This window comes from Kamptonema formosum PCC 10802, assembly GCF_000332335.1.
Classification (GTDB): Bacteria; Cyanobacteriota; Cyanobacteriia; order Cyanobacteriales; family Oscillatoriaceae; genus Oscillatoria.
In genome coordinates this window covers 2,848,771-2,872,034 of the sequence record NZ_KB235948.1, presented here as the reverse complement: position 1 = coordinate 2,872,034, position 23,264 = coordinate 2,848,771, and the positions used below count along the sequence as shown (strand labels likewise).

The 23,264-nt window shown below is 54.3% G+C and carries 20 protein-coding genes and 1 pseudogene; 14 read left to right on the top strand and 7 right to left on the bottom strand.

Translation table 11 applies throughout. From position 1 onward, the window contains the following. From OSC10802_RS39905 to OSC10802_RS0112290, 4 genes are all read left to right on the top strand, one after another. A partial coding sequence (locus tag OSC10802_RS39905) for an RNA-guided endonuclease InsQ/TnpB family protein (RefSeq protein WP_071593301.1) occupies nucleotides 1-660 on the top strand: 660 nt, incomplete at its 5' end. Beyond that, nucleotides 661-2,310 (top strand): efflux RND transporter periplasmic adaptor subunit, encoded by a 1,650-nt coding sequence (locus OSC10802_RS0112300; RefSeq protein WP_017717068.1) that lies wholly within the window; start codon nucleotides 661-663, stop codon nucleotides 2,308-2,310. It begins immediately after the preceding gene. 442 nt (nucleotides 2,311-2,752) lie between these two features. Further along, nucleotides 2,753-5,947 carry an efflux RND transporter permease subunit gene (locus OSC10802_RS0112295; protein ID WP_017717067.1) on the top strand — a complete coding sequence of 1,065 codons (3,195 nt, stop codon included), beginning with the start codon at nucleotides 2,753-2,755 and terminating at the stop codon, nucleotides 5,945-5,947. Nucleotides 5,948-6,123: 176 nt separating this feature from the next. After that, a complete protein-coding gene (locus OSC10802_RS0112290) occupies nucleotides 6,124-6,408 on the top strand; it encodes a DUF2470 domain-containing protein (protein WP_017717066.1) in 285 nt (94 codons plus the stop codon). Between the two features lie 40 nt (nucleotides 6,409-6,448). Here the strand turns inward: OSC10802_RS0112290 and OSC10802_RS0112285 are convergent, their stop codons facing one another. The 5 genes from OSC10802_RS0112285 to OSC10802_RS0112265 form a co-directional block, all read right to left on the bottom strand. After that, nucleotides 6,449-6,895 carry a hypothetical protein gene (locus tag OSC10802_RS0112285; protein WP_017717065.1) on the bottom strand — a complete coding sequence of 149 codons (447 nt, stop codon included), beginning with the start codon at nucleotides 6,893-6,895 and terminating at the stop codon, nucleotides 6,449-6,451. A gap of 89 nt (nucleotides 6,896-6,984) precedes the next feature. Beyond that, nucleotides 6,985-7,677, bottom strand: a complete 693-nt coding sequence (rnc, locus tag OSC10802_RS39900; protein WP_017717064.1) for a ribonuclease III — start codon at nucleotides 7,675-7,677, stop codon at nucleotides 6,985-6,987. Nucleotides 7,678-7,776: 99 nt separating this feature from the next. Beyond that, a complete protein-coding gene (locus OSC10802_RS0112275; protein ID WP_017717063.1) occupies nucleotides 7,777-8,118 on the bottom strand; it encodes a 2Fe-2S iron-sulfur cluster-binding protein in 342 nt (113 codons plus the stop codon). A 253-nt stretch (nucleotides 8,119-8,371) separates the two neighbouring features. Next, on the bottom strand, nucleotides 8,372-8,575 hold the full coding sequence (locus OSC10802_RS39895) for a DUF4926 domain-containing protein (RefSeq protein ID WP_044170103.1): 204 nt from the start codon (nucleotides 8,573-8,575) through the stop codon (nucleotides 8,372-8,374). A gap of 221 nt (nucleotides 8,576-8,796) precedes the next feature. Next, the gene (locus tag OSC10802_RS0112265; protein WP_369797072.1) at nucleotides 8,797-10,314 is read right to left on the bottom strand and encodes a hydroxysqualene dehydroxylase; all 1,518 of its coding nucleotides are present in this window, start codon (nucleotides 10,312-10,314) and stop codon (nucleotides 8,797-8,799) included. Between the two features lie 37 nt (nucleotides 10,315-10,351). On the opposite strand from OSC10802_RS0112265, the gene OSC10802_RS39890 reads away from it, so the two are divergent. After that, on the top strand, nucleotides 10,352-10,570 hold the full coding sequence (locus OSC10802_RS39890) for a hypothetical protein (RefSeq protein ID WP_044170101.1): 219 nt from the start codon (nucleotides 10,352-10,354) through the stop codon (nucleotides 10,568-10,570). A 560-nt stretch (nucleotides 10,571-11,130) separates the two neighbouring features. On the opposite strand, the gene OSC10802_RS0112255 is transcribed toward OSC10802_RS39890, so the two are convergent. Then, a complete protein-coding gene (locus OSC10802_RS0112255) occupies nucleotides 11,131-11,610 on the bottom strand; it encodes a nucleotidyltransferase domain-containing protein (RefSeq protein ID WP_017717059.1) in 480 nt (159 codons plus the stop codon). A 308-nt stretch (nucleotides 11,611-11,918) separates the two neighbouring features. Here OSC10802_RS0112255 and OSC10802_RS0112250 point away from each other — a divergent pair, with 308 nt between their 5' ends. The 7 genes from OSC10802_RS0112250 to OSC10802_RS0112215 all read left to right on the top strand — a co-directional run bounded on the left by OSC10802_RS0112250 (nucleotide 11,919) and on the right by OSC10802_RS0112215 (nucleotide 21,523). After that, the gene (locus tag OSC10802_RS0112250; RefSeq protein WP_017717058.1) at nucleotides 11,919-14,207 is read left to right on the top strand and encodes a heavy metal translocating P-type ATPase; all 2,289 of its coding nucleotides are present in this window, start codon (nucleotides 11,919-11,921) and stop codon (nucleotides 14,205-14,207) included. 247 nt (nucleotides 14,208-14,454) lie between these two features. Beyond that, nucleotides 14,455-14,973, top strand: a complete 519-nt coding sequence (locus tag OSC10802_RS0112245; RefSeq protein ID WP_017717057.1) for a cupredoxin domain-containing protein — start codon at nucleotides 14,455-14,457, stop codon at nucleotides 14,971-14,973. Nucleotides 14,974-14,991: 18 nt separating this feature from the next. Beyond that, the gene (locus OSC10802_RS0112240; RefSeq protein ID WP_017717056.1) at nucleotides 14,992-15,750 is read left to right on the top strand and encodes a DUF305 domain-containing protein; all 759 of its coding nucleotides are present in this window, start codon (nucleotides 14,992-14,994) and stop codon (nucleotides 15,748-15,750) included. A gap of 162 nt (nucleotides 15,751-15,912) precedes the next feature. After that, nucleotides 15,913-16,485 carry a hypothetical protein gene (locus OSC10802_RS0112235; protein WP_155967635.1) on the top strand — a complete coding sequence of 191 codons (573 nt, stop codon included), beginning with the start codon at nucleotides 15,913-15,915 and terminating at the stop codon, nucleotides 16,483-16,485. A 78-nt stretch (nucleotides 16,486-16,563) separates the two neighbouring features. Beyond that, nucleotides 16,564-17,589, top strand: coding sequence for a DUF8832 domain-containing protein (locus OSC10802_RS0112230; protein ID WP_017717054.1), 1,026 nt, complete (start codon nucleotides 16,564-16,566; stop codon nucleotides 17,587-17,589). A 609-nt stretch (nucleotides 17,590-18,198) separates the two neighbouring features. Further along, entirely contained in the window at nucleotides 18,199-19,860 is a 1,662-nt protein-coding gene (locus OSC10802_RS0112225) for a TolC family protein (protein WP_017717053.1), read from the top strand. Nucleotides 19,861-20,203: 343 nt separating this feature from the next. After that, a complete protein-coding gene (locus tag OSC10802_RS0112215) occupies nucleotides 20,204-21,523 on the top strand; it encodes a 3-isopropylmalate dehydratase large subunit (protein WP_026098410.1) in 1,320 nt (439 codons plus the stop codon). A 108-nt stretch (nucleotides 21,524-21,631) separates the two neighbouring features. Here OSC10802_RS0112215 and OSC10802_RS49625 read toward each other — a convergent pair whose 3' ends face one another. After that, nucleotides 21,632-21,772: a hypothetical protein gene (locus OSC10802_RS49625; protein WP_155967632.1), complete on the bottom strand. Its 141-nt coding sequence runs from the start codon at nucleotides 21,770-21,772 to the stop codon at nucleotides 21,632-21,634. A gap of 425 nt (nucleotides 21,773-22,197) precedes the next feature. On the opposite strand from OSC10802_RS49625, the gene OSC10802_RS49620 reads away from it, so the two are divergent. Both OSC10802_RS49620 and OSC10802_RS52850 read left to right on the top strand, forming a co-directional pair. Next, nucleotides 22,198-22,419: a hypothetical protein gene (locus tag OSC10802_RS49620; protein WP_155967629.1), complete on the top strand. Its 222-nt coding sequence runs from the start codon at nucleotides 22,198-22,200 to the stop codon at nucleotides 22,417-22,419. Between the two features lie 439 nt (nucleotides 22,420-22,858). Continuing rightward, a pseudogene (locus OSC10802_RS52850) lies at nucleotides 22,859-23,264 on the top strand (hypothetical protein); the annotation flags it as partial.

Below are 23,264 nucleotides of genomic sequence, written 5' to 3'. Positions count from 1 at the left end.
GATGGGATAATTGCGTTAGACCCGGGTGTGAGAACTTTCCTGACAGGTTTTGACGGACGCAAATTCTTAGAGTTTGGCAATGGGGATATTGGGCGCATTACCCGCCTGTGTCAGCACTTAGACGATCTGGCTAGCCGGATCTCCAAAGAGCCCAACAAAAAACGGCGGCGCAGCATGAGGCGCGCCGCTCACAGGATGCGAGTAAAAATTCGGGACTTGATAGATGAAGCCCACAAGCAGATCGCGCACTACCTAACTCGCAATTACCGTTTGATTTTTCTGCCTACCTTTGAGACTTCCGACATGGTTGCCAGGGCAAGGCGGAAAATCAAGTCTAAAACGGCGAGGGCGATGCTGACATGGGCGCACTACCGATTCAAGAGGACCTTAAAGCATCAGGCTGAATTGACGGGAACCACCATTGTGGATGTCACGGAAGAATACACAAGCAAGACTTGCACTCGTTGCGGGCATGTCCACACCCGCTTAGGTGGCTCCAAGGTTTTCCACTGTCCCAGTTGCGGATTTACACTGTCGCGGGACTGGAATGGTGCTTTCGGGATTTTCCTGAAAGCTTTGCGGGATAACGCCTCTATCACTTTCATTGGTGATAGTGCTATCGTCACATTGTCCGGGAATGCCTGGAATAAAGTCGCGTAAATGTATCAGTCCTTGCTGATGACGAAAACAAATCATATTAAGAACCCTGAGGGGTTAGCTGAAGCACAGGAGAAACCGGCTCGCATTCAGGATGATCTAAAGACCGGCTACGTCCTGTCTCCAGAAGATGGGGGGGAATACGAGCCAGATGAGCCGCCGGCAGAACAGCCGCCACCAAAATCCGGATCGCTGCTGCTGCCTGCGCTGATGGCGGTGGGGCTGCTGCTGCTGGCAGGAGGTGGGGTTTTCGGCTGGCAGTGGTGGCAGTCGCGCAGCCAGCGGGGCGCGGGCGGGCCACCGGCAGCCCTGAGCAAACCCCGGGGAGTGCCGGTGAGGCTAGCGCGGGTGGAGCTCGCCCCGGTGGAAGAGTCTTCGGAGTTTGTCGGCACCCTGGAGGCGCAGGAGTCAGTGGGGCTGAAGGCAGAAATCGAGGGTTTAGTCCGGGAAATCTATGTCAAATCCGGCTCGGAGGTGGCAAAAGGAACCTCTGTGGCGCGCATAGAGAGCGACTCCCTGGAAGCCGGGCTCCGCCAAGCCAAGGCAAACCAGCTCGGTGCCGAAGCTAGGCTCAAAGAGCTGCAAGCCGGCAGCCGCCCGGAGGAAATTGCCAGAGCCAAAGCCAGTTTAGCCGCAGCGGAAACCCGCCTCGCCGATGCGCAAGCTGGGGCGGCACCGGAAGAGATCGCTCAAGCTGAAGCGCAATTGGAGTCGGCAAAAGCCGCTGCAGAACTCACCAAGCAGCGGGTGAGCCGGTATGGGGAATTGGCGCAGCAGGGGGCGATTGCTCAGGACACGCTGGATCAATATATAAAAGAAGACCGCAGCGCCGCCGCCCAGTTGCAAGAAGCCGAAAGGCGCTTGGCTCAAGTGCGAAAGGGCAGGACTTCCGACATTGAGCGGCTGAAAGCGGAAGTGGAACAGCAGCGGCAAGCCCTGCTGCAATTGCAGAATGGCTCCCGCCCAGAGGAGATCGCGCAAGCGGAAGCGCAAGTGACCCAAGCGGCAGCCCAAGTGCGGAACGCGGAAGCCGAGCTGGCAAGGGCGGCGGTCGTGGCCCCTATTGCCGGGAAAATCGGCGATATTCCCGTGAAATTGGGAGATTATGTCAAAAAAGGGGACGAGATCACCACGGTGACGCAGAACGACGTTCTGGAACTGCGCATGCCGGTTCCTTTGGAGCGGGCGTCGGATTTGCGTCAGGGGCTGCCGGTGGAGCTGAGCGACTCGCAAGGGAAATCCTTGGGGACCGGTCGGGTGAGTTTTATTTCCCCAAATGTGACTGACTCGCAAACGGTTCTGGCAAAAGCGGCGTTTGACAATCCCCAAGGGCAGCTGCTCAATGGCCAGTTCGTGCGGGCTAAGGTGATTTGGAACCGGCGCTCTAGTGCTGTGGTGCCGGCAACGGCTGTGGTTTTCCAAGGTGAGGAGCGATTTGTGTTTGTGGCTCCAGGACCCGACGAGCCGGCGGTGGCCAAACGGCAGCCGGTGAAACTGGGTTTGGTGAGTGGGGATCGTGCGGAAGTCATCGAAGGACTTGCGCCGGGTGACACGATTATTGTCTCCGGCATCCAAAAGCTGGCTGACGGTGCGCCCATTATGCCCCTCCCCAGCGGTGAGGAAAAAGGGAGCAAGGGAGCCGGTGAGAAGTGAGACAGGAGAAGGGAAAAGGGAGAAAAACGCCCTTTTCTTTTTTGACTTTATAATCTGGTTCCCAGGCTCTGCCTGGGAATCCTTTCCAGGAGGCAGAGCCTCCTGGATGCGTTTTGGGCTAAAGCCCAACTACGAACCTTTGGGCTAAAGCCCAACTACGAACCTTTGGGCTAAAGCCCAACTACGAACCTTTGGGCTAAAGCCCAACTACGAACCTTTGGGCTAAAGCCCAACTACGAACTTTTGGGCTTTAGCCCAACTACGAACTTTTGGGCTTTAGCCCAACTACGAACTTTTGGGCTTTAGCCCAACTACGAACCTTTGGGCTTTAGCCCAACTACGAACTTTTGGGCTAAAGCCCAACTACGAACCTTTGGGCGAAAGCCTTACTACAAACTTGAACGAGAAAAGGTAGCAATTATAGAGTGTAAATGAGCGACTCATGTTCACCAATTTTTTCATCAAACGCTCGGTTTTTTCATCAGTGTGTTCGCTGCTGATTATCCTGGTGGGGCTGGTGGGGTACAGCCGGCTGCCGGTGCAGGAATATCCCACAATTGACCCGCCGGTGGTGAGCGTAACCACGGTTTATCCGGGTGCCAACCCCCAAGTTGTAGAGACGGAAGTCACCGAAATCTTAGAATCCGAAATTAATGGGGTTGAGGGGATTAAAACCCTCACCTCACAAAGTCGGGAGTCTGTCAGTGCGATTACCGTCCAGTTTGAATTGAGCCGGCCCATTGAGGAAGCGGCGCAAGACGTGCGCTCTCGCGTGGACCGAGTGCGGGGCAAACTTCCCGACGAGATCGAAGCGCCAATTGTCAACAAGCAATCGAGCGACGCCTCTCCGATTGTGTGGTTTGCTCTTTACAGCCCGGAGAGCAAATTCTCCACGCTGGAGTTGAGCGACTACGCGGACCGGTCGATCGTAGACGCGCTGGAAACTGTTCCGGGCGTCAGCACTGTTATTATTGGCGGCGAGCGCAAATATGCCATGCGCCTGTGGGTCGATCCGGTGAAACTCGCCGCCCGCAACCTGACTGTTTTGGATGTAGAGCAGGCGCTGCGGCGGGAAAATGTCGAGATTCCCAGCGGCATCATTGAAGGGCAAACCTCGGAATATTCTGTGCGAACCCTCGGCAGACTTCAGAATCCTGCGGAATATGAAGATTTGGTGATTAAGCGCAATTCTGACGGCTCGCAAGTGAGGTTTAAAGATGTCGGTCGGGCGGAAATAGGTGCGGAAGACGAGCGCTCTTTCGTGCGGTTTAATAGCAAACCGGCAGTGGGTTTGGGGGTGGTAAAACTCTCCAATGCCAACACCCTGGACGTTGCCAAACTCGCCAAAGAAAAAATGGCAGAACTCGCGAAGTCCTTCCCAGAGGGGATGAGCTACCAGCTGGCAGTGGACAATTCGGAGTTTATCCGGCTGGCCATTGAGGAGGTTTGGGGGTCGCTCTACCTCTCGATTTTTCTGGTAATTCTGATTATCTTCTTTTTCGTGCGAGACTGGCGGGCAACTCTGATTCCAGCCGTGACAATTCCGGTTTCGCTTATCGGTGCCTTTGGCATTATGTTCTTTTTGGGGTATTCTATTAATACCCTGACTCTGTTTGCCCTGACGCTGTGTACGGGGCTGGTGGTGGACGACACGATCGTAGTGCTGGAAAATATTATCCGCTACATCGAAGAAAAGCGGATGAGACCGAGGGAAGCGACCTTTGCCGCAACGGGTGAGGTGGTGTTTGCGGTGATTGCTACCACGGTGGTGCTGGTTGCGGTGTTTGTGCCGGTGGGGTTTTCCGCCGGCACGACGGGGCGGCTATTTACAGAATTTGCGATCACGATTGCCGGTTCTGTGCTGATCTCTTCCTTTGTGGCGCTGACGCTGGCACCGGCAATGTGCGCTCGCATTCTCAAGCCGGCTAAACCGGAGTGGGCGCAAGGAGAAAGAAAAAATCCTCTGGCGCTGCTGTTCAGTGCGCCTCTGGAACTGTTTGAGGGGATCGTCAAGGTGATGCTGGCGATTTACGACCGAACTATCCGGATTTTGATGCCTTTAAAGGCGGTCGTTGTTTTGGGGTTTTTTGTTTCCTTGGGGCTGACGTTTCAGCTGTTTAAACAGCTGCCGCTGGAATTTTTGCCTACGGAGGATCGGGGGGCTGTCTTTACGATTGTGCGGGCACCGGAAGGGGTGACGATTAACTACACCGACAAGGTGATGGGGGAAATTGAACAGACGCTCAGCCAGGTGAAGGACGTTAATACTTATTTTACCATTGGTGCGTTTGGTGGGGGTGCGCCCGGTCAGGTGAATCAGGGATTTGCGTTTGTCCGCCTGAAACCCTGGGAGGAGCGCAAGCAGCCGCAGCAGTCGCAAAAAGCAATTATTGGGCAGCTTTTTGGCCGGTTTGCGCCAATTACGGACGCTTTTGTGCTGCCAATCAATCCGCCGGCTTTGCCAGGGGGCGGTTTCGGGCAGCCGGTTCAGTTTGTGCTGCAAGGCAGCGATTTAGAAACGCTGGCTCAAGTTTCTGCTGAGTTTGCCGGTCGGGCGCGGCAGCTGCCGCAGCTGGTGAATATCGACACGAATTTAAAGCTGAATAAACCGGAGCTGACTATTAGCGTAGACCGGGCGCAAGCGGCGAATTTGGGGATTTCGGTGCAGGAGATTTCTCGGACGCTGCAAATCCTTTTGGGAAGTCAGAAAATTACGAGTTTTAACCGGGGGAATCGGCGCTATGAGGTGGTTGTTCAAGCGGAAAAAGAATTTCGGGCGAGTCCGGAGGATATTCGCCAGCTGTATATCCGCACGAGTCAGGGGGAAGTGGTTCCTTTGAGCAATGTGGTGTCGGTGAGTGCTGCGACAACGCCGCCACAAATCAATCACTTTAATCGGTTTCGGGCGGCTACAATTGAAGGCAGCCCCGCACCGGGATATACTTTGGGGCAAGCGCTGGATGCTTTGGATGTGTTAGCGAAGGAAGTGCTGCCGCCAGAGATTCGGGTATCGTATGCGGGGCAGTCTCTGGAGTTTAAAGAGGCGGGGCAAGCGACGAGCGCTATTTTTCTGCTGGCGCTGGCGTTTATTTTCTTGGTTTTGGCGGCTCAGTTTGAGAGCTATCTCGACCCAATAATTATTTTGCTGGCGGTGCCCCTGTCGCTGCTGGGCGCGTTTGCGGCGCTGTTGCTGGCGGGTTTGGATTTGAATGTCTACAGCCAGATTGGGCTGATTATGCTGATTGGGCTGGCGACGAAAAACTCGATTTTGATTGTGGAGTTTGCGAATCAGCTGCGGGAGAAGGGGATGCCGGTTGCCAAGGCGGCGATTGAGGCGGGTAAAATCCGGTTTCGCCCGATTTTGATGACGGCTTTTTCGACGATTTTTGGGTTGATTCCTCTGGCGCTAGCGACGGGTGCCGGTGCGGCGGCGAGGGTGTCTATTGGGATGTCGGTTGTGGGGGGGATGTTTGTCTCGACGTTTTTGAGTTTGTATGTGGTGCCGGTGTTTTACACGATCGCCACGACGGCTCAAATGCGGTTGATGGGGAAATCCACTGCCCACAAGGGAGGCGAAGTTAGCGCCTCTGGGGCTAGCGAGCGCGAGTCTGAGAGAGCTTCTGAGCTTGTTAGATAAGTAGGCCGATATATAGCGGTTTGCACTTGGATGAAGTCCGCTCCAGAAACCCAGTTTCTTAAAGAAACCGGGTTTTAAAATGGACAGGCGAGACGCCTGTCCTACGAGGAATTATGCTGTTTGCTGGTATTATGGGGATTCAGTCTGACTTTATTTTAGATAAAAGGAGTGTCTGAATGTCTGAACAGATAACTGCTGAAGTTAGCGAGCGCATCTGCCAGCACATGAACGAAGATCACGCCAATGCTGTGCTTCTTTACGCTCAGGCATTTGGCGGCTCTCCGGAGGCGACTGTAGCGGAGATGGTTTCAATTGACGCAATGGGGATGAATTTAACGGCACAAGTGAGTGGTGCTGCTGTGCCGGTGCGCATTGAGTTCGAGCGCACTCTGGAAGGTGCGGAAGACGCTCACCACACTTTAATTGCAATGGTTCAGGAGGCGCGAGCCAAGTCAAACTAGGTTAGTGAGTAGGGTGCGTTCCCTTGGGGGAACGCTACTTTTACTGGTTTTGGGGGATGGAGTCAGTAGGTGAGCGGTCGAGTCCCTGTTTTATCCAGTTGAGGCACTCGCTTTCACTTGTGAATATTTTGGGGGCGGCGACATTGGTTAAACTGTCGGGTTTATAATGGTCGTAGAAAAATTTGCCGGCGAGTTGGCAGACGATGATGAGGTTTTCGCGATAGGTGTAGCGAAACTTAAAATTGTCACCGGCACCGGCAGCGGGGCAATGCCGGTCGAGATGTTCTTTGGCAATCTCTGCGATGCCATTCAGGCTGTCTGAATAGATGCCGGCAGGGTTTTCTGCTTTGTGAAATGCCCCTTTATGCCCGGTGTCCGAGAGTAGGGCATAGGAATAGATGTGCTGGCCACCGGCAATCCCAAAAACAAAGGGGATGATGAGATGTCCTTTATAGGAAACTGATTTTTCGTAAAGAAACCGGCTCATTTTCATTTTCTGGGGTAGTGTGGGTGAGTTGTGGGGGGTGGTGTTTCAGTCTTTTAAAGGGATTTTATCACGATAAGTTTTGATAGGAGTCAGGGGCGTAAAGTGGGCCGGTCAGTGGGCTGCCGGACTTTTTTGAGCGCGGCTTCGGCGGCGAGTTTTTCGGCGGCTTGCTTGCTGCGTTCGGTGCCTCTGCCGTAGGATTTGCCGGCAACGCGGACTTCGGCGGTGAATTTTCTGGCGTGTTCTGGGCCAGATTGAGCTACTATCAGGTATTGAGGGGTTGTGCCGGTGTGCGCCTGCGCCCACTGCTGAAACAAGCTTTTGGGATCTGCACTGGGTTTAGAAGAGGGGATGCTGTCAGCAACGGAGATAAATAGCGGTTCGACAAAGGTACGGACGGCATCAATTCCGGAGTCGAGAAAGTACGCGCCGATGATGGCTTCAAAGGCGTCGCTGAGTAAGGAGGGGTTGTGCCGGCCTTTATCTTTTCTTGCTGCGCCTATGCCCAAGCGCATCAGTTTGCCGATTTCCAAGTCTGTTGCGAATTTGGCGAGCTGTTTTTCCTCCACCAGCGAGGAACGCCGGCGAGTCAGTTCGCCTTCGCTCATGTTCGGGTAGCGGTTATAGAGAAACTCGCCAGAGAGAAAATTCAGCACGGCGTCGCCGAGGAATTCTAGGCGCTCGTTGTTTTCTCGCGCTTCGGGATGTTCTTCGACGTAGGAGCTGTGGGTGAGTGCGCGGCGCAGGAGCTTTTCATCGCGGAATTTGGGCAGTTTGGACATATCTCTCTCGACCGTGCTGGGAGATTTAATTTAATAGAAGAGTGTAGCTGCTGTTTCGGGAAAACGGCTGCTGTGAGGCTTTCTCCTCGCTAGGGAAAATCACTCAGACTGGGCGGCTTCAGGCTTAAAGTAAAGAGAGGATTGATAGAGGACTTGTTCTTGGTGGGTTTCCAGTGTGCAATCAGAGAGGGGATAAGTCACACAGGTCACGATGTACCCAGCGGCTATTTCTGAGGGGCGCAGAAATTTTTGCTCGCTCTGATCGACCTCACCGCTTACCAGTTTTGCGACACAGGCGGAGCAGTCGCCTTGTTTGCAGCCCGCCGGCAATCGGATGCCGGCGTCTTCAGCGATATCGAGGATGTACTGGTCGTCTGGTACTGCGATGGTGCGGTCGAGTTTGAGCGCTGGATTCACCAGCCGGACTTGATAGACTGCCATTTCAGGGAAATATCTAGAGAAACCCATTTTTCAGGATAGCTCTGAAGTGTCACGGCAGTAAATAGGGTGCGTTAATAGGGCACCTTGGGGCTTTCATGTCGGCTGGGGTGCGACCGGCTGCGGGATTGGTTGGTATAGGGGACTGGAGAAGGGGTGAAAGTCACTGTGTTCCACTGTCATGTGACAGCCCAAAAGTTTGTAGTTGGGCTAAAGCCCAACTGGTGGGCGGACGGTGAGTATTTCACCGGCTGGCTCACAACGCTTCCAAATCCGAACCGCAGACAGCCACTAGCTCCCTATCTCCTGTAGCGTTAAATCTTTCCAGGATGTAGCACTCCTCACAACCTTCGAGCGGGTAAGGAACGAAGTCAACCACCGTCACCACATCCCCCTTTTTCAGGTTAGATTGTGGCAAGTCACGGCGCAAGGCTACACTCTGGTAAAGTTCAAACTGCATGTCGGCACTCCTGTTAAGACAGCCAAAAAGCCGGTTAAAATCTTTCCCCAACGTCGCGGATGTACTGGTTGATCGCTCGCACCTTCGAGGCTCAACCGGCAACCGCACTCCCTACGGCTTATTTCTATTCTATCGCAGTTCTAAATGATTGGCGCTAGCCCAGAACCCCGGTTTCTTTAAGAAACCGGTGTTCTAAAATTTACACGAATGATTTAGAGGCACTATAGCCAAAAATCCGGCAAGAACGCTTTCCCCAATTCCCGCACTGTCTTGTTGACAGTCCGCGCCGCCTGTATGTGCGGCTCATCAGGCTCCACCGGCACAATTTCCGCCTTGCTGCCGCGCCCGAAGCGCTCAACCACCAAATTCGCCGCCTCCAAACCCGTCACATACGCCTTTTCCTGCGACCAGGAACCGTGCCGGCTGACAATCCAATCCCCGCTCACCAGCACATTCTCAAAACTTGTTACCGCCGGCAGCATATACTGGTAGCTACCAGGGAAAAAGTGCGTGACAGCTTGCCGCAAACGAATCGCACTGCTGTCGATAACCTTCGCTCCCCCAAAAGCTGGAATACAAGTCGCTAAATCTCCCTGTACTTTCCGCACAATTTCCTCATCGCTCAGGGGAATAAGCTGGTTGGCGTGATAAAAATCTGCTTCCACAACCGTTCCCGGTTCGTCGCGGAACTCGTCGTGCAGCGCGTTCAGGTCAAAAAACGTCCAGCCGGTTGTCGCGTCGAACCCGAAGCACGCATTAGAAGCGCGGGAAATGGAAATTTTGCGGTCAAACCACAGCCGAGTTGCCAGCACGTCTACCGCCCCCAGATTCATAATGTTCTGGAATTCCTTGCGGCTTTGCAGAGTGCGGCTGCCGGCGACAATCTTCTTCATGCCGGTTATGCCAACGGCAAAGATAACCGCATCCGCCTCAAACACTTCATCCCCGCAAACAACACCTGTCACCTTACCGGCACTGTCAGTCCTGATATCGCTAACTCGCCGCTGGGTGAGCGTGCGCCCACCGACTTTTTCGATTGCGGAACACCAGGGGCGAAATATCTTCTCTCCCACTGTTCCCCGGCACCAAACTACATCAAAATCCGGCTGGTGCGCTAAAATAAAATAGTAAAGCATTCCCAAAGCTGCCGCTGCCGAACACTGCTCTCCCGGCGCAAACAGTCCCACCAGCAGCATGGGCTCAAAAGAATCGCGGTACAGCCGCGCCGAGACGCCAAACTGTTTGAACAGTTCGCGTGCCGTCACGGAGTCGTACCGCCGCCAAGCTTCATCGGAATTGTCAAAATCAGCGAGTGTGTAAAGCAGGGGCAAAGCAGAAAGCCGGTCAATCAAAGGCAAACGCTTGAATTGGGGGTAGAGAAAAGTCCCCAGCGGGGTGGGGAGTCGCGGTTCTTCTTGGAAAATGGGCGATTCTACTTCCAACCCTGCCGGTGAATACTGCGCGGAACGAGTCCAAGGTGTGAAAGGATTGAGTCCCAATTCTCGCACGAGGGAGAAGATATTCCGGTAGGGATACCAGAACCCATGAATGCCGGCTTCTACGGAACGCCCACCGGCAGTTTTCCAGCCGGCAACCAAGCCTCCCGGATAAGAACCCGCTTCCAGCAGCGTCACGTCGTAGCCCTGTTTGGCTAGGTGATAGGTCGCTCCCAAGCCGGCCCAACCGGCACCGACGACGACGACTTTAGGGCGTTGTGATTCCGCTGACATTCTTGACATTGTGTGCCTCCTGATTCTTTATTCAGGATAATACTATTTGCGATACCTGCCGGGGGGGCGATCGCAGCCGGCGCTTTTTGGGCGGGCCGGCTTGCTGCGCCGGCAGCGGTTGAGACGGTTTATATGGCTGCAATCAGTCTCTAAAACCGGCAGTAGCAAGCGTGAATTGCCGGCATCTTACACTGGCGAGTTTTGCGATCTGCCGGCAATCGCTGAGAAAAATCACCATCACTCATCAGTTGCCGGAAAAGACTAACTGCTGAGTTTCTAGGGTGGGTTGCTCCTAGAGCGACTCACCGACTGCCTGACTGCAACCGTCATAACGAGCGCAACCTTTCTTTGTGACTTGCATCACTAACTCAGACGGGAATTATCACACCGCCCCAAAGCTATAAATCACTACTTCAAACCGATAAATTACGGATATTAGTCAGTAATGAACTCGATTTTCTCTGTAATTATATGGATACTCAAGCCCCTTTCTGCCAGCTGACTATTGCTCAGGTTGCTAAGCGCATTTTCGACACTCGCCGAATTACCCGCCAAGATCAGCGCTTACTAATTTCCCTGCTGTGTAGCAGTTCACTCGGGGAAGAAGAACAGAAGTTGGTTAACCTCATTTATGTCAGTCTCCGGAAGGGATCCCTCAGGGTGATAGATTGAAAATCACTTCTGATGGCTGCACTCTATTGGGCAGTCCTAAAAGTATAATAAGAGCTGTTCGTGAAACAAAGGTGGTGAGGGGAGATTTATGTTAAACAGTTTAGGGATGCCCTCTAAAAGAGAGGGCATCTGTTATGTTTTGGTGCGCTTTCTTTATCTCAACCGGCTGAGGTCGAGGACATCCTCCTTCCTGCCCAGCAATTCTTTATATTTAATCAGCTCCTCTAACGGCTGAACGTACAGAGTTAATCCCAGGAAGCTGATTTCCTTAGCTCTGGATAAATCTGTATCCAGTTGAATCCTGACCCCCTCTTTGGTGAAGACAAAGGCATCCTCAGCTTGATTGATGTCAGCCTCAACGTCACCGAGGCGCAGGGTCAAAAGCATCAAATCAAACTCTTCATCGACAAACCTTGCCAGCGGGCGAACCGTAAAGTTTCTAAAGAGAGACGCCACTCGCTCCATGTCTTTTTGGGCCACCTCAATGTCGATATCGTGCAGGGGCCATGTAGAGCCGTAAATATTGCCGGCTAATCCGCCGGTCACTTGATACTTAATCTTGTGCTGTTCGAGAGTTGATATAATAAAGTTTAAGGTCTGGATGTGGTTTTCAGAGATGATATCTGGAATCATAACAAAGTTGGTTCGTGATTGACTGGCAGCTGACGGCCTTGAAGAACAGCAGGGAGAGCGGGGCGCTACTGAGCAGCGCCGGCTATAATTTCCCCTCCTTCCCAGCCTGAGGCTGGGAACGCCCCTTTGGAGGCTCTGCCTCCTTTCTCGAATAAGCAGATTCAAAGCCTAGCAGCTTACAGCACCGGCATCTTGCCTGTCCCAAGCCCGCCAGCCGGCGCAACAAAACTTTACAAATACCCCCTTGACTCTCCAGTAGAGTGGAGAGTTTAGCGTAAGGGTAGAGGTACAGCGAACAGGAGTCCATTATGGAAACAGTCCAGCTGCGCTTGAAAGGCATGGGTTGCGCGTCTTGCGCCGGCAAAATCGAGCAAGCCATCCAATCCGTTCCCGGTGTGGTTGAGTGCAGCGTCAACTTCGGCGCAGAGCAAGCCACCGTCAAGTATAATGCCAAGAAAACCAATTCTAGCGACATCGCCCGCGCAGTCAGTGATGCGGGATATTCCGCCCATCCCATTCAGGAAGCAGGGGAGGAAGAAGACGATGCCGAAAAAGCCGGTCGGAAAACAGAAGAGCAACAGCTTTTGCGCAAGCTCGCAGTCAGCAGCGCCCTCAGCCTGCTTCTGGTTGCCGGCGCTATTCCCGCCATGACAGGATTGAGTTCGCACCCCATTCTAAATGGGCTGCACAATTCCTGGGTGCAGCTATTACTCGCATCCCCGGTTCAATTTTGGGCCGGCTTGCCCTTTTACCGGGGAGCGTGGAAAGCATTTCGGCACCGCACCGCAGACATGAACACCCTGATCGCCTTAGGAACCAGTGCGGCTTACTTCTACTCCCTTTGGGCGACTGTCAGCCCCGGTTTTTTCCTGTCCCAAGGGCTAATGCCAGAGGTTTACTATGAAGCCTCAGCTGTAATTATAACCCTGACAATGCTCGGTCGATTTTTAGAAACCCGGGCGCGAGGGAAAACCTCAGAAGCCATCCGCAAATTGATGGGGTTGCAGGCGAAAACCGCTCGCATTATTAGAAATGGCAGAGAGCTGGATATCCCCATAGCAGAAGTCGCTGTTGGAGATATCGTGCAGGTGCGCCCCGGCGAAAAAATTCCCGTAGATGGAGAAGTGATTGCCGGCACCTCAACAGTAGATGAGTCAGTGATTACCGGCGAGAGTCTCCCCGTCACCAAACAAGCCGGTGATGAAGTCATTGGAGCCACTATCAACAAAACCGGCAGCTTCCGGTTCCGGGCGACGCGAGTCGGAAAAGACACCGCCCTAGCTCAGATTGTCAAATTGGTGCAGCAAGCTCAAGGCTCCAAAGCGCCGATTCAGAGACTCGCAGATCGCGTAACCGCATGGTTTGTGCCGGCAGTCATCGCCCTCGCCACCGGCACCTTTATCCTCTGGTTTAATTTCACCGGCAACCTCACCCTAGCCACCATTACCACCGTCAGCGTTCTGATTATCGCTTGTCCCTGCGCCCTCGGATTAGCCACCCCCACCTCCGTCACAGTTGGCATCGGCAAAGCCGCAGAAAACGGCATTCTTATCAAAGGAGCCGGCAGTCTAGAACTCGCCCATCAAATTCAGACCATCGTCCTCGATAAAACCGGCACCCTCACCCAAGGCAAACCCGGCGTTGCAGACTTTGTAACCGTTGGGGGAACCGCCCACCGAAATGAGCTAAAACTCTTGCGGCTAGCCGCAGCCGTTGAGAGCCACTCAGAGCACCCTCTAGCAGAAGCAGTCGTCAAATATGCCGAAGCTCAAGGTGTGGCGAAACCGCTCCCAGAAACCTCAAACTTTGAAGCCATTGCCGGCAGTGGCGTGCGGGGAATGGTTTCAGACAGACTCGTGCAAATCGGAACCCAGCGCTGGATGGACGAATTGGGGATTGACACCCTGCAACTGCACGGGCACAAAGTAGCCTGGGAAGATTCAGGCAAAACCGCTGTCTTCCTAGCCGTTGACGGTGAATTAGAGGGAATTATCGGAATTGCCGACACCCTCAAACCTTCTTCCGCTGAAGCTGTGAGTTCCCTGCAAAGAATGGGCTTAGAAGTCGTAATGCTCACCGGAGACAACCGGCGCACCGCCGAAGCAATTGCGCAGCAAGTCGGGATTGAGCGAGTCTTTGCCGAAGTGCGCCCCGACCAAAAAGCAGCAGTGATTCAATCTCTCCAAACCCGGGGAAACCCTTCAATCCAAAATCCAAAATACCAAATCCAAAATCGCATTGTGGCAATGGTAGGAGACGGCATCAACGACGCCCCCGCCTTAGCTCAGGCAGATGTTGGCATAGCCATCGGCACCGGCACAGATTTGGCAATTGCCGCCAGCGACATCACCTTAATTTCTGGAGACTTGCAAACCATCGTCACCGCCATCCGGCTCAGCCGCGCCACCCTGCGGAATATTCGCCAGAATCTCTTGTTCGCCTTCGGTTACAACGCTGCCGGCATTCCCGTAGCCGCCGGAATTTTATTCCCCTTCTTTGGCTGGCTGCTCAATCCGATTCTTGCCGGTGCCGCAATGGCATTTAGCTCCGTCTCAGTCGTCACCAACGCCTTGCGCTTGCGCCAGTTTCAGGCATGAGCGAGGGAGCATTTTTTGCATTAACAAATGTGCCCTGGCGATTAAAAATCGCGGCTATACAGACAAAGCCCGCCTGCGCGGGCTAAAGAAATAGGCGGGGAAACTTTCTTATGCCGGCACTCTCGGAAAGCGGGAAGACAACAGTGGGATTCTCCCCATGAGCCACCTCACTCCCTCTCTCTCCTCTTAAATTCTCTTGGCGTTCCTTCACGGGGTCGGTTCATTAAACCAAACACCCAACTCAAACATGAAAACTAAAAGTAAATTTTGGAGCGGTCTAATCAATCTGGGGCTGTTAGCGGCCATACCCACTGGCGCAACAGCCGCCGAAATGCCGGCGAGCCACACCAATCAATTTCGCAGAATCGAGCAACCTTTAGGTCTAAAAGTCGGCGTAACGTTAGGCGGATTGGCGCTGATTGGAGCCGAACTTTGGTGGTTTTTATACAAAAAGCCAAAAGCGCAGCAAGCCGAACCCCAGCAGGGGTTTCAGGAAATCGAGATCGCTGTCGATGGCGGCTACCAGCCCGATTATATTGTGGTGCGAGCCGGGGAGCCGGTGCGGCTCAACTTTTTGCGAAAAGACGCCAATAGCTGCTTAGAAGAAGTCCTGCTGCCAGATTTTGGCATCAACGCCCACTTGCCGGTGGACAAAACCGTGCCGGTGGAATTTACCCCAGAAAAACCGGGAGAATATCAATTCACTTGCGGTATGCGCATGTTTCGTGGTATAATAGAAGTGCTACCGTCTGTTCCTGCGCTCTAATAGAAATGAGGTGGAACTATGGACAAAAAATCGTTGATTTACGGGATCGTTTTACTGGGAGGCAGTACCGCCTTTCTAGGGTGGGACACGCTCAACCACACGCACGCTCAGCCGCCCGTCTTCGCACAAACTCCCCCCCGCCAGACACAAGCTCAGCCGCAAGGACAAGCTCCCAACAGTCCCACCGGCTCCCCCGCAGGGACTGGCTGCATGGGGATGATGAATTCCCAACAGCCAGACCGGCACTTTATCGAGATGATGATCCCTCACCACCAGGGAGCGGTGGACATGGCAAACCTTGCCCTGAGTAAGGCTAAGCATGCTGAAATCAAAAAGCTTGCGGAAGACATCATCAAAGACCAAAACCGAGAGATCGGTGAGATGAAAGCCTGGTACAAAGAGTGGTACGCCACTGAGGTGCCGGCAGCACCGGCTCGCGGGATGGGGGCTCGCGGGATGGGGATGTCCGGGCATTCTGGCACCGGCACCAGTCAGACAGGAAACCGCGGAATGTCCATGAATGCCGGTATGGGAATGATGGGCGGCGGCATGATGAACATGATGACTGGGGATCTAGAAGCCCTGAAAAATGCTCCTGACTTTGACAGAGCGTTCATTCAGCAGATGATTCCGCATCACAAAATGGCGGTGATGATGGCGGGGATGGTGGTGGACAGCGACCGCCCAGAAATGCGCACTCTGGCGAAATCCATTCTCCAGACTCAAAGTGATGAAATCGAGCGGATGCGGCAATGGTATCAGACTTGGTATCGATAGGTTGCCTATGGCCTGATATAGTCAATACAAGCCATCAGCTTTCTTGAAAACCGTTTATGGCCCACACCCTTCCTCACCTACCTTGTGAGAAGGGAACCGAGAAGCAAGGGGCTGGTGTTGGCAGCCCCTCAATCCCCCACCCAAACAGCAATGGAGGTAAATATGCAGCGAAAATCTATTTTATGGACTGTTCTGTTTGCCCTGACTTTAGGATTGATTTTCCTGACCCCCAAACTGGCGACGAGCCAACAGACGCAAATCGCTCAAGGAATGAGCGGCGGTGGTATGTGCGGCCAGGAAATGATGGGCGGCGGCATGATGGGCGGCGGCATGATGGGCGGCGGCATGATGGGCGGAGATATGGGTATCATTCACCAGCTGTTTGCCAATCACAACCAAATTCGGCGCACCGTTGAGGAAATTCCGGGCGGTATTCGCTCAACGACAGAATCAGACAGCCCTGAAATTGCTGCCCTGATCCAACAGCACGTTCCCACGATGTACAAGCGCATTGACGAGGGGCGAGAGCTGTCGATGATGAGCCGCACCCTGCCGGTTATGTTTCGCAATGCAAACCGCTATCAGCGCAAATTGGAAAAAACGCCCAAGGGAGTCGCTGTCACTGAAACTTCCGAAGCTCCCGATATGGTAGCTGTTATTCGCGAACACGCTCACGAAGTTGACGGTTTTGTCTCGCAAGGAATGTCTGCCATGTGTGGCGGAATCAGTAAATAGTGCTGAAATCAGCCGGGCAGTATGTAAGTGGGCCTAACCGCCCTGGCGATTTCATCCTGATTTCATTTTCGTGTTTTATTGTTTAAACAAAGCGCTCTGCGGCGGAATGCCGGCAGATTGCTGCCCGCCTTCTCTATTTTCTACCTGAAATATAAAACCGACTACCTGGGAGAACACACAATGAATCGCTTTGTCAGTGCGTTTGCAGTCCTGTCCACCTTATTATCGGCTCAGGGGTGCTCATTCCCCGCCACCTCTGGTGACGTGCCGGCTCAGACACAACAGACTTCCGGACAGCCATCGATGGCTCAAATGGATGGCCACACGCAACACATGGAGCAAATGAATCATGGCGGTTCTGCCGGAAGCGAACATAATGACCACTCCGGCGGCAACTCAGGGAAACCGGCAGCCAGCCAAGCCAAACTCACCGTCGCATCCAATATTGCCCCCAACAAACCTGTCTCTCTAGCCATTGACATTAGCGACTCAGCCGGCAAACCCATCACCGGCTTTGACACCTTTCAGGAACAGCTGATGCACCTGATTGCCGTCAGCGATGACCTCCAGTTTTTCAGCCACCTTCACCCCAAGTACAAGGGAAATGGCCGATTTGAAGTCGGGGCGAGCTTTCCCAAATCCGGCGGTTACACGCTTTTTTCCGACTACAAACCTGCCGGTCAGTCCGAGCGAGTGTCTGTGCTGAAAACAGCGGTTCCAGGCACCGCCTCACCGGCACCCGCTGCGGACCAGAATTTGACCAAGACTTTTGGCAATACAAAAGTACAGCTTGCCTTACCGGAGGCAAGCGTCAAAGCCGGCAAAAAAGTCATGCTCGTTTTTAACGTGAGGGACACCGCCACTGGTCAAAAGGTAACAGATTTGCAGCCTTACCTGGGAGAAACCGGCCATTTAGTCATTATCCGCCAGTCAGCAGACTTGAAAGCATCCGACTACATTCACGCCCACGCCCACGGAGGCACTCCCGCCGGCGAGGTGCATTTTATGACACAGTTCCCCCAACCGGGGAAATATAAACTGTGGGGGCAATTTAACCGCAACGGTCAGATTGTCACCGCTGATTTTTGGGTGAATGTCCTTTAGGCCGGTTTAAACTCTGGGCGCAGTCAACAGGAGTTTCGTATTGCCGATATGCCTGGGCGCGGTGCCCGGAGTGCTGGTGGGCGCTAAGCTCTGCAAGCGGACTCCTCAATGCGCCCTCCGGCTCCTCATTTACACACTCTTAGTAATGGCAGGCTGGAAATTAGTCTGTCAGCGCTACCGGCAGATATGTTTGCCCTCACGGGATGTCAAGCCCCACCCAGTCGGATCTGCGAGTGCATTGCATTTTTATTTTACAGCGGCAGAACGCCGCCGTGTCGCAAAAGCGCCCCGCTCGCTCACCAGACGGGGCGCAACGCGAGCTCCCAAACTACTTTCGTGTAGGATCGGTACTGTCAGGGGCTATCAAACCAGGAACCAAGACCATTGAGCCTTAATCCTTGCTCCCTACTTGCCAGTAAGGGCTGCCCACTCCAGATGGGACACCCACTGGGGAACGTGAAACCAGGTTTCTCAAACAAACCTGGTTTCTGTCCCGGATTAAGTCGCAAGCCCCGGTAAGCCAGTGGCTAGGTAGTAACTGCTATTCTGCTTAAGGTGGTTTGCCCTTTCCCTGGATGTGTCTTAAACTGCAGAGCGAATCAAAAACCTATGCTAACCTTTCGTCACCTGATAGCTGCCGGCACCGGAGTAGCAATAGCCCTCAGCAATATCGGACCCGGTGCTTCCCAGACAGCACCCTCCCCCCCAGCCGGTTCACCTGCAGGTGCCGCACCCCCAGCCGGCAAAGATTTCCAACCCGCCCAGCCGGCCCCATCCGCCCCACCCTCACCGGCTGCAGCCGAAACCTTGCCAAGCATTGACAAACAACCCGCTGGTGGCAGTGGCAGCCAAACTCAGCGTGAAGCCGCGCCCCCATCCCCCCCGCAGGCTCCCTCACCCAAACCTGCAGACAAGCTCCAGGAAACACCAGCTCCCGGCTACCTCAACCCCAACCCCAATCCCCTCCAGTTCCCCACCCAACCGCAGGAAGTCCAGATCCGGGGCACCCAGCCAATCACCTTGAGACAGGCTCTCGAACTGGCGCGGCGAAACAATCGAGACTTCCAGGTGGCCTACCTGCAGGTGGATCGGGCTCGCGCCGCCCTCCGAGAAGCCTTAGCCGCTGAAAATCCCTCCCTGAATCTGTCCAGCGACCTCACCCGCACGGATTCCGCCGGGACGCGGCTGGGAAATGTGAATGCGCCAGAAGGGGTGCCAGACAATAATACCGTCAGCAGGACCCTGAATGGCCAGCTGGAACTGAGTTACGATGTCTACACCTCCGGACGCCGGTCTGCAACCATCCGGGCGGCAGACAGACAGGTGCGGCTCAACCAGCTAGAACTCGAGCGCATCGACGCGCAGTTGCGGCTGGATGTCGCCAACGCATACTACGACCTGCAGCAAGCCGACGAGCAAGTCCGCATCAGCGAATCTTCTGTGAGAAACGCCGAGCAGAGCTTGCGGGATGCCGAAGCCCTGGAACGAGCCGGTGTGGGAACCCGATTTGACGTGCTCCGCTCCCAGGTCCAGCTAGCCAATGAGCAGCAAAATCTCACTCAAGCTAGGGGCGACCAGCGAATCCGACGCCGCCGGCTGGCTCAGCTGCTGAGTTTGTCCCAGTCGGTGGACCTCTCCGCCGCAGACCCCGTGGAAGTCGCCGGTTTTTGGAACCTCTCTCTCGAAGACAGCATCGTGCAGGCGTTTAAGAACCGCTCGGAGCTCGAACAGCAGCTAGTTCAGCGGGAAATTAACGACGCCCAGCGACAGGCGGCTCTCGCCAGTACCGGCCCGCAAGTGAGTGTCTTTGGCCGATACGATCTGGTAAATAACTTGGACGATAGCGTGGGCTTTGCCGGTGGCTACGCACTGGGAGCCCGGTTGAGGTGGAATTTGTACGATGGCGGAGCCGCCAGAGCCAGAGCTTCCCAGGAGGAAATCAGCAAGGAAATCGCAGAAACCCAGTTCGCCAACCAGCGCAACCAGGTTCGCTTCGACGTGGAACAAGCCTATTACAACTTGCGAGCGAATTTTGAAAATATTCAAACTGCTTCTGTGGAGGTGGAGCGATCTACGGAAGCCCTGCGTTTGGCGCGGTTGCGATTTCAGGCCGGTGTGGGCACCCAGAGCGACGTGATCTCTGCAGAAAACGAACTCAGCCGCTCCGAAGGCAACCGGGTGCAGGCGATTCTGGGCTACAATCGGGCTCTGGCTTCTATGGAGCGCGCTGTCAGCAATCTCGCTGGCGGTCAGCTCACCATTGCTCCCTAAAATCCCGGGTTGGGCGTCCCCCTGACAGGGAACAAGGAACAAACAGCCTGGAACAAACTGCTCGCACGAAATGCTGTCCCCCCGCTCCAGAACTCGTTAAGATCGCCGGCTCGAAAAACCCCCGATCGGGGGATGGTTAAAATGCGCAAGTCGTGATATAATCGTGCGCAAGCCGTGCGCAAATCGTGCGCAAGTCGTGCAATTTCCTGCCCGCCGGCTTGTTGGCTGTGATTTTCACCGGCAGTCCCAGACCGCAAGCAGAGGTTTGGCTCGCCCACTACTATAGTTAGTGAGCTGTTGTTCATTAAAGGAATGCGCAGAGCGTCTGCGCAGGAGTAGTGCTATGGGGATGACCCTCACCGAAAAAATATTGGCCAGAGCTGCGGGCCGGTCTGCTGTGGAACCGGGTGAGAACATCTGGGTGAATGTGGATGTTCTGATGACCCACGATGTCTGCGGTCCAGGCACCATAGGGGTGTTCAAGCGAGAATTTGGCTCTGACGCTAAAGTCTGGGACCCGGAGAAGATTGTCCTGATTCCCGACCACTATATCTTCACCGCCGACGAGCGGGCGAACCGCAATGTGGATATTCTGCGGGATTTTGCCCGCGAGCAGGGGATCAAATATTTCTACGACATCACAGACCGGTCGAACTTTAAGGCTAACCCGGATTATAAGGGCGTCTGTCACATCGCTCTGGCACAGGAGGGTCACACCCGTCCGGGAGAAGTGCTGTTTGGCACCGACTCCCACACCTGCAACGCCGGCGCGTTCGGCGAGTTCGCCACCGGCATCGGCAATACCGACGCCGCTTTTATCCTCGGTACCGGCAAGCTGCTGATTAAGGTGCCGGCGACGATGCGCTTTGTCCTCGATGGCGAAATGCCCCCTTATTTGCTGGCGAAAGACTTGATTTTGCAAATTATCGGGGACATCACTGTGTCCGGTGCCAACTACCGCACGATGGAGTTTGCCGGGGAAGCTGTGCGGCGCATGTCGGTGGAAGAGCGGATGACGCTGTGCAATATGGCCATAGAAGCCGGCGGCAAAAATGGCACCATCGCCCCAGATGAAACCACCTTTGAATATGTCCGCGCCCGCACTGACAAACCGTTTGAGCCGGTGTGCACCGATGCGGACGCCAAGTTCTACAGTTCTTGGCACTGCGATGTTTCCACATTAGAGCCGGTGGTTGCTAAACCTCACTCTCCCGACAATCGCGCTTTAGCACGAGAGTGCCGCGATGTCAAGATAAACCGGGTGTATATCGGTTCCTGCACCGGCGGCAAAACGTCTGACTTTCTGAACGCCGCCCGCATCCTCAAAGGGCATCAGGTAAAAGTGCCTACTTACATAGTTCCGGCCACCCAAAAAGTGTACGAAGATTTGTTTACCGAGAAATACGACGGGCAAACCCTGTCGGAAATTTTCCTCGCTGCTGGGTGCATTGAGCCGGCTGCACCTTCCTGCGCCGCTTGTTTGGGCGGACCGAAGGATACCTTCGGGCGTCTGAATGAGCCAGAGGTTTGTGTTTCCACCACCAACCGCAATTTCCCCGGGCGCATGGGAAATAAAGAAGCGCAAATTTATCTCGCCTCTCCCTACACCGCAGCTGCTTCGGCGCTCACCGGCTTCGTTACAGACCCCCGCGAATTCCTGTGATACAGCTGGGTGCGCTCCGGCGCACCCAACGGGCCGGCGGGAGCAGCTAACATTAAGAAAGTATTGAAAAATATTATTAATTAAAATTTTCCGGTTATTATAATTAATTCATGGGAAAAATACCCGACCCAGCCGTTTCAGGGAGCGGGTGATATCAAGCCGGTTGAATCCGGCTGCTTTGAGAGAGTACGACAGCAAGAAAGCACGGGGGGTGAGGCTCTCGCAGGGAAAGGGTATAGCAATATTCACTTAGGTTCGGACACGCTCGTCGGAATGATCGCCTATCCTAGCAGGTTCCGACGTAGGGCAGGCGCTCCCTCCGTGCCCTAACCAATATGACTGCTGCTATATCTTTTGCGCCTTCTGCAGTGCCTGCGCTTGCTGCCGGCGGGAGCTTCGACAGAGAAATTAATGGGGGCCGCTAACCCCACGAGGTATAGCAGTATGCACTTAGGTTCGTACATTTCGGCCTCTTTTGCACCCCCACACTCCGGCTCCTATTGTTCTAACCCATATTACTGCTGGGATATAGACGTAGAGCAGGCGGGAAGCCTGCCCTGAAGGTTTATAGCAGTAAGCATTTAGGAAACCTACTCCGGCCTCCCTTGCTCCAGAGCTCCCGAAGCTTCTATTGTTCTAACCAATATGATTGCTGCTATAATGTCCTAATCTAAGTGGCTACTGCTATATCATCATTAATTTTGCAATTTGAAAAAGAGATTAACCATGAACAACAAAGCAAGAATTTTCATTGCGTCAGGCTGAAAATGCTTTTCTGCCGTTTGGTTCAATCCAAAATCCTTGCATCCAAAATCCCAAATTGGTATCCGCCGGCAGGTTGCTTGACAGAAACTCCCACCTGTGATTGCAAAGCCGGCTGGACTCTCCCCCTTTAGACAGGCTGTGGCCAATCGGTTAATTCCTACCCGAGATAGGTGGAGATAAGCGGTGCCGGTTCTAGCCTAGAAATAGCAGCAATGCTCTGAACAGTAACAGTAAAAACCACCCCTAATCCAAGCGCAGGCTAGAGCGGGGGCTTTTGAAAAAAGATACAATTTACCGAACTCAGCCAAAGCAAACTATCAGCTATCAGCCGGAAGCGTCAGCTAATTGCTGAGTTTCTACAGCAGTTGCCATTAGCGTAGCGGTCGGTTTCCCGCTGGCAAAGCTTACCCAAAAAAGGGAGGATCTGTCCGGGTTACTCTCTCGAAATCAGGACAATACTTGTTTCGAGGAAAGGCGCAATCCTTGCCCCGCCTTTCCTCCCCCGTCAAAGGGCGCTAGGGCGGGGGGTTCCAGGCGGGAAGACAGATGAATTCAGGAGGAGCTGAAAAGATGTCCAAGAAGCTAGTCAATCGCACCAATTCCCTCAAGATACTCACCAGTCTGGTAGGAGTTTTGGGAGTCGGTTCTTTAATGGGTCTGCCAGCCTTTTCGCAGAGCAATACCAGCCCGGGCGGGTCTTCGACCTCGCCGGGTGCGACAGTGACTCCCGCTGGTGAGGTTTGCATCCTACCTCAAAGGACAATCAACCCAGATGGGTCTGTCACCACGCAGGGGATGTCTGGCAGCCGCACCGGCACCGGCAGCACGGCGGCAGGAACCGGCAGCCGCACCGGCACGGGTAACACGACAGCAGGAACCGGCAGCCGCACCGGCACTGACAGCACGGCGGCGGGAACCGGCAGCCGCACCGGCACGGGTAACACGGCGGCGGGAACCGACAGCCGCACCGGCACTG

What these genes read in the sequence shown, in the direction of transcription:
- OSC10802_RS0112295 (WP_017717067.1), top strand. Translation starts at nt 2,753, where the DNA reads ATGTTCACCAATTTTTTCATCAAACGCTCGGTTTTTTCATCAGTGTGT.
- OSC10802_RS39895 (WP_044170103.1), bottom strand. Translation starts at nt 8,575, where the DNA reads ATGCAGTTTGAACTTTACCAGAGTGTAGCCTTGCGCCGTGACTTGCCA.
- OSC10802_RS0112265 (WP_369797072.1), bottom strand. Translation starts at nt 10,314, where the DNA reads ATGTCAAGAATGTCAGCGGAATCACAACGCCCTAAAGTCGTCGTCGTC.
- OSC10802_RS0112255 (WP_017717059.1), bottom strand. Translation starts at nt 11,610, where the DNA reads ATGATTCCAGATATCATCTCTGAAAACCACATCCAGACCTTAAACTTT.
- OSC10802_RS0112215 (WP_026098410.1), top strand. Translation starts at nt 20,204, where the DNA reads ATGGGGATGACCCTCACCGAAAAAATATTGGCCAGAGCTGCGGGCCGG.
- OSC10802_RS0112300 (WP_017717068.1), top strand. Translation starts at nt 661, where the DNA reads ATGTATCAGTCCTTGCTGATGACGAAAACAAATCATATTAAGAACCCT.
- rnc (WP_017717064.1), bottom strand. Translation starts at nt 7,677, where the DNA reads ATGTCCAAACTGCCCAAATTCCGCGATGAAAAGCTCCTGCGCCGCGCA.
- OSC10802_RS0112235 (WP_155967635.1), top strand. Translation starts at nt 15,913, where the DNA reads ATGCAGCGAAAATCTATTTTATGGACTGTTCTGTTTGCCCTGACTTTA.
- OSC10802_RS0112245 (WP_017717057.1), top strand. Translation starts at nt 14,455, where the DNA reads ATGAAAACTAAAAGTAAATTTTGGAGCGGTCTAATCAATCTGGGGCTG.
- OSC10802_RS0112275 (WP_017717063.1), bottom strand. Translation starts at nt 8,118, where the DNA reads ATGGCAGTCTATCAAGTCCGGCTGGTGAATCCAGCGCTCAAACTCGAC.
- OSC10802_RS0112290 (WP_017717066.1), top strand. Translation starts at nt 6,124, where the DNA reads ATGTCTGAACAGATAACTGCTGAAGTTAGCGAGCGCATCTGCCAGCAC.
- OSC10802_RS0112250 (WP_017717058.1), top strand. Translation starts at nt 11,919, where the DNA reads ATGGAAACAGTCCAGCTGCGCTTGAAAGGCATGGGTTGCGCGTCTTGC.
- OSC10802_RS0112225 (WP_017717053.1), top strand. Translation starts at nt 18,199, where the DNA reads ATGCTAACCTTTCGTCACCTGATAGCTGCCGGCACCGGAGTAGCAATA.
- OSC10802_RS0112240 (WP_017717056.1), top strand. Translation starts at nt 14,992, where the DNA reads ATGGACAAAAAATCGTTGATTTACGGGATCGTTTTACTGGGAGGCAGT.
- OSC10802_RS0112285 (WP_017717065.1), bottom strand. Translation starts at nt 6,895, where the DNA reads ATGAGCCGGTTTCTTTACGAAAAATCAGTTTCCTATAAAGGACATCTC.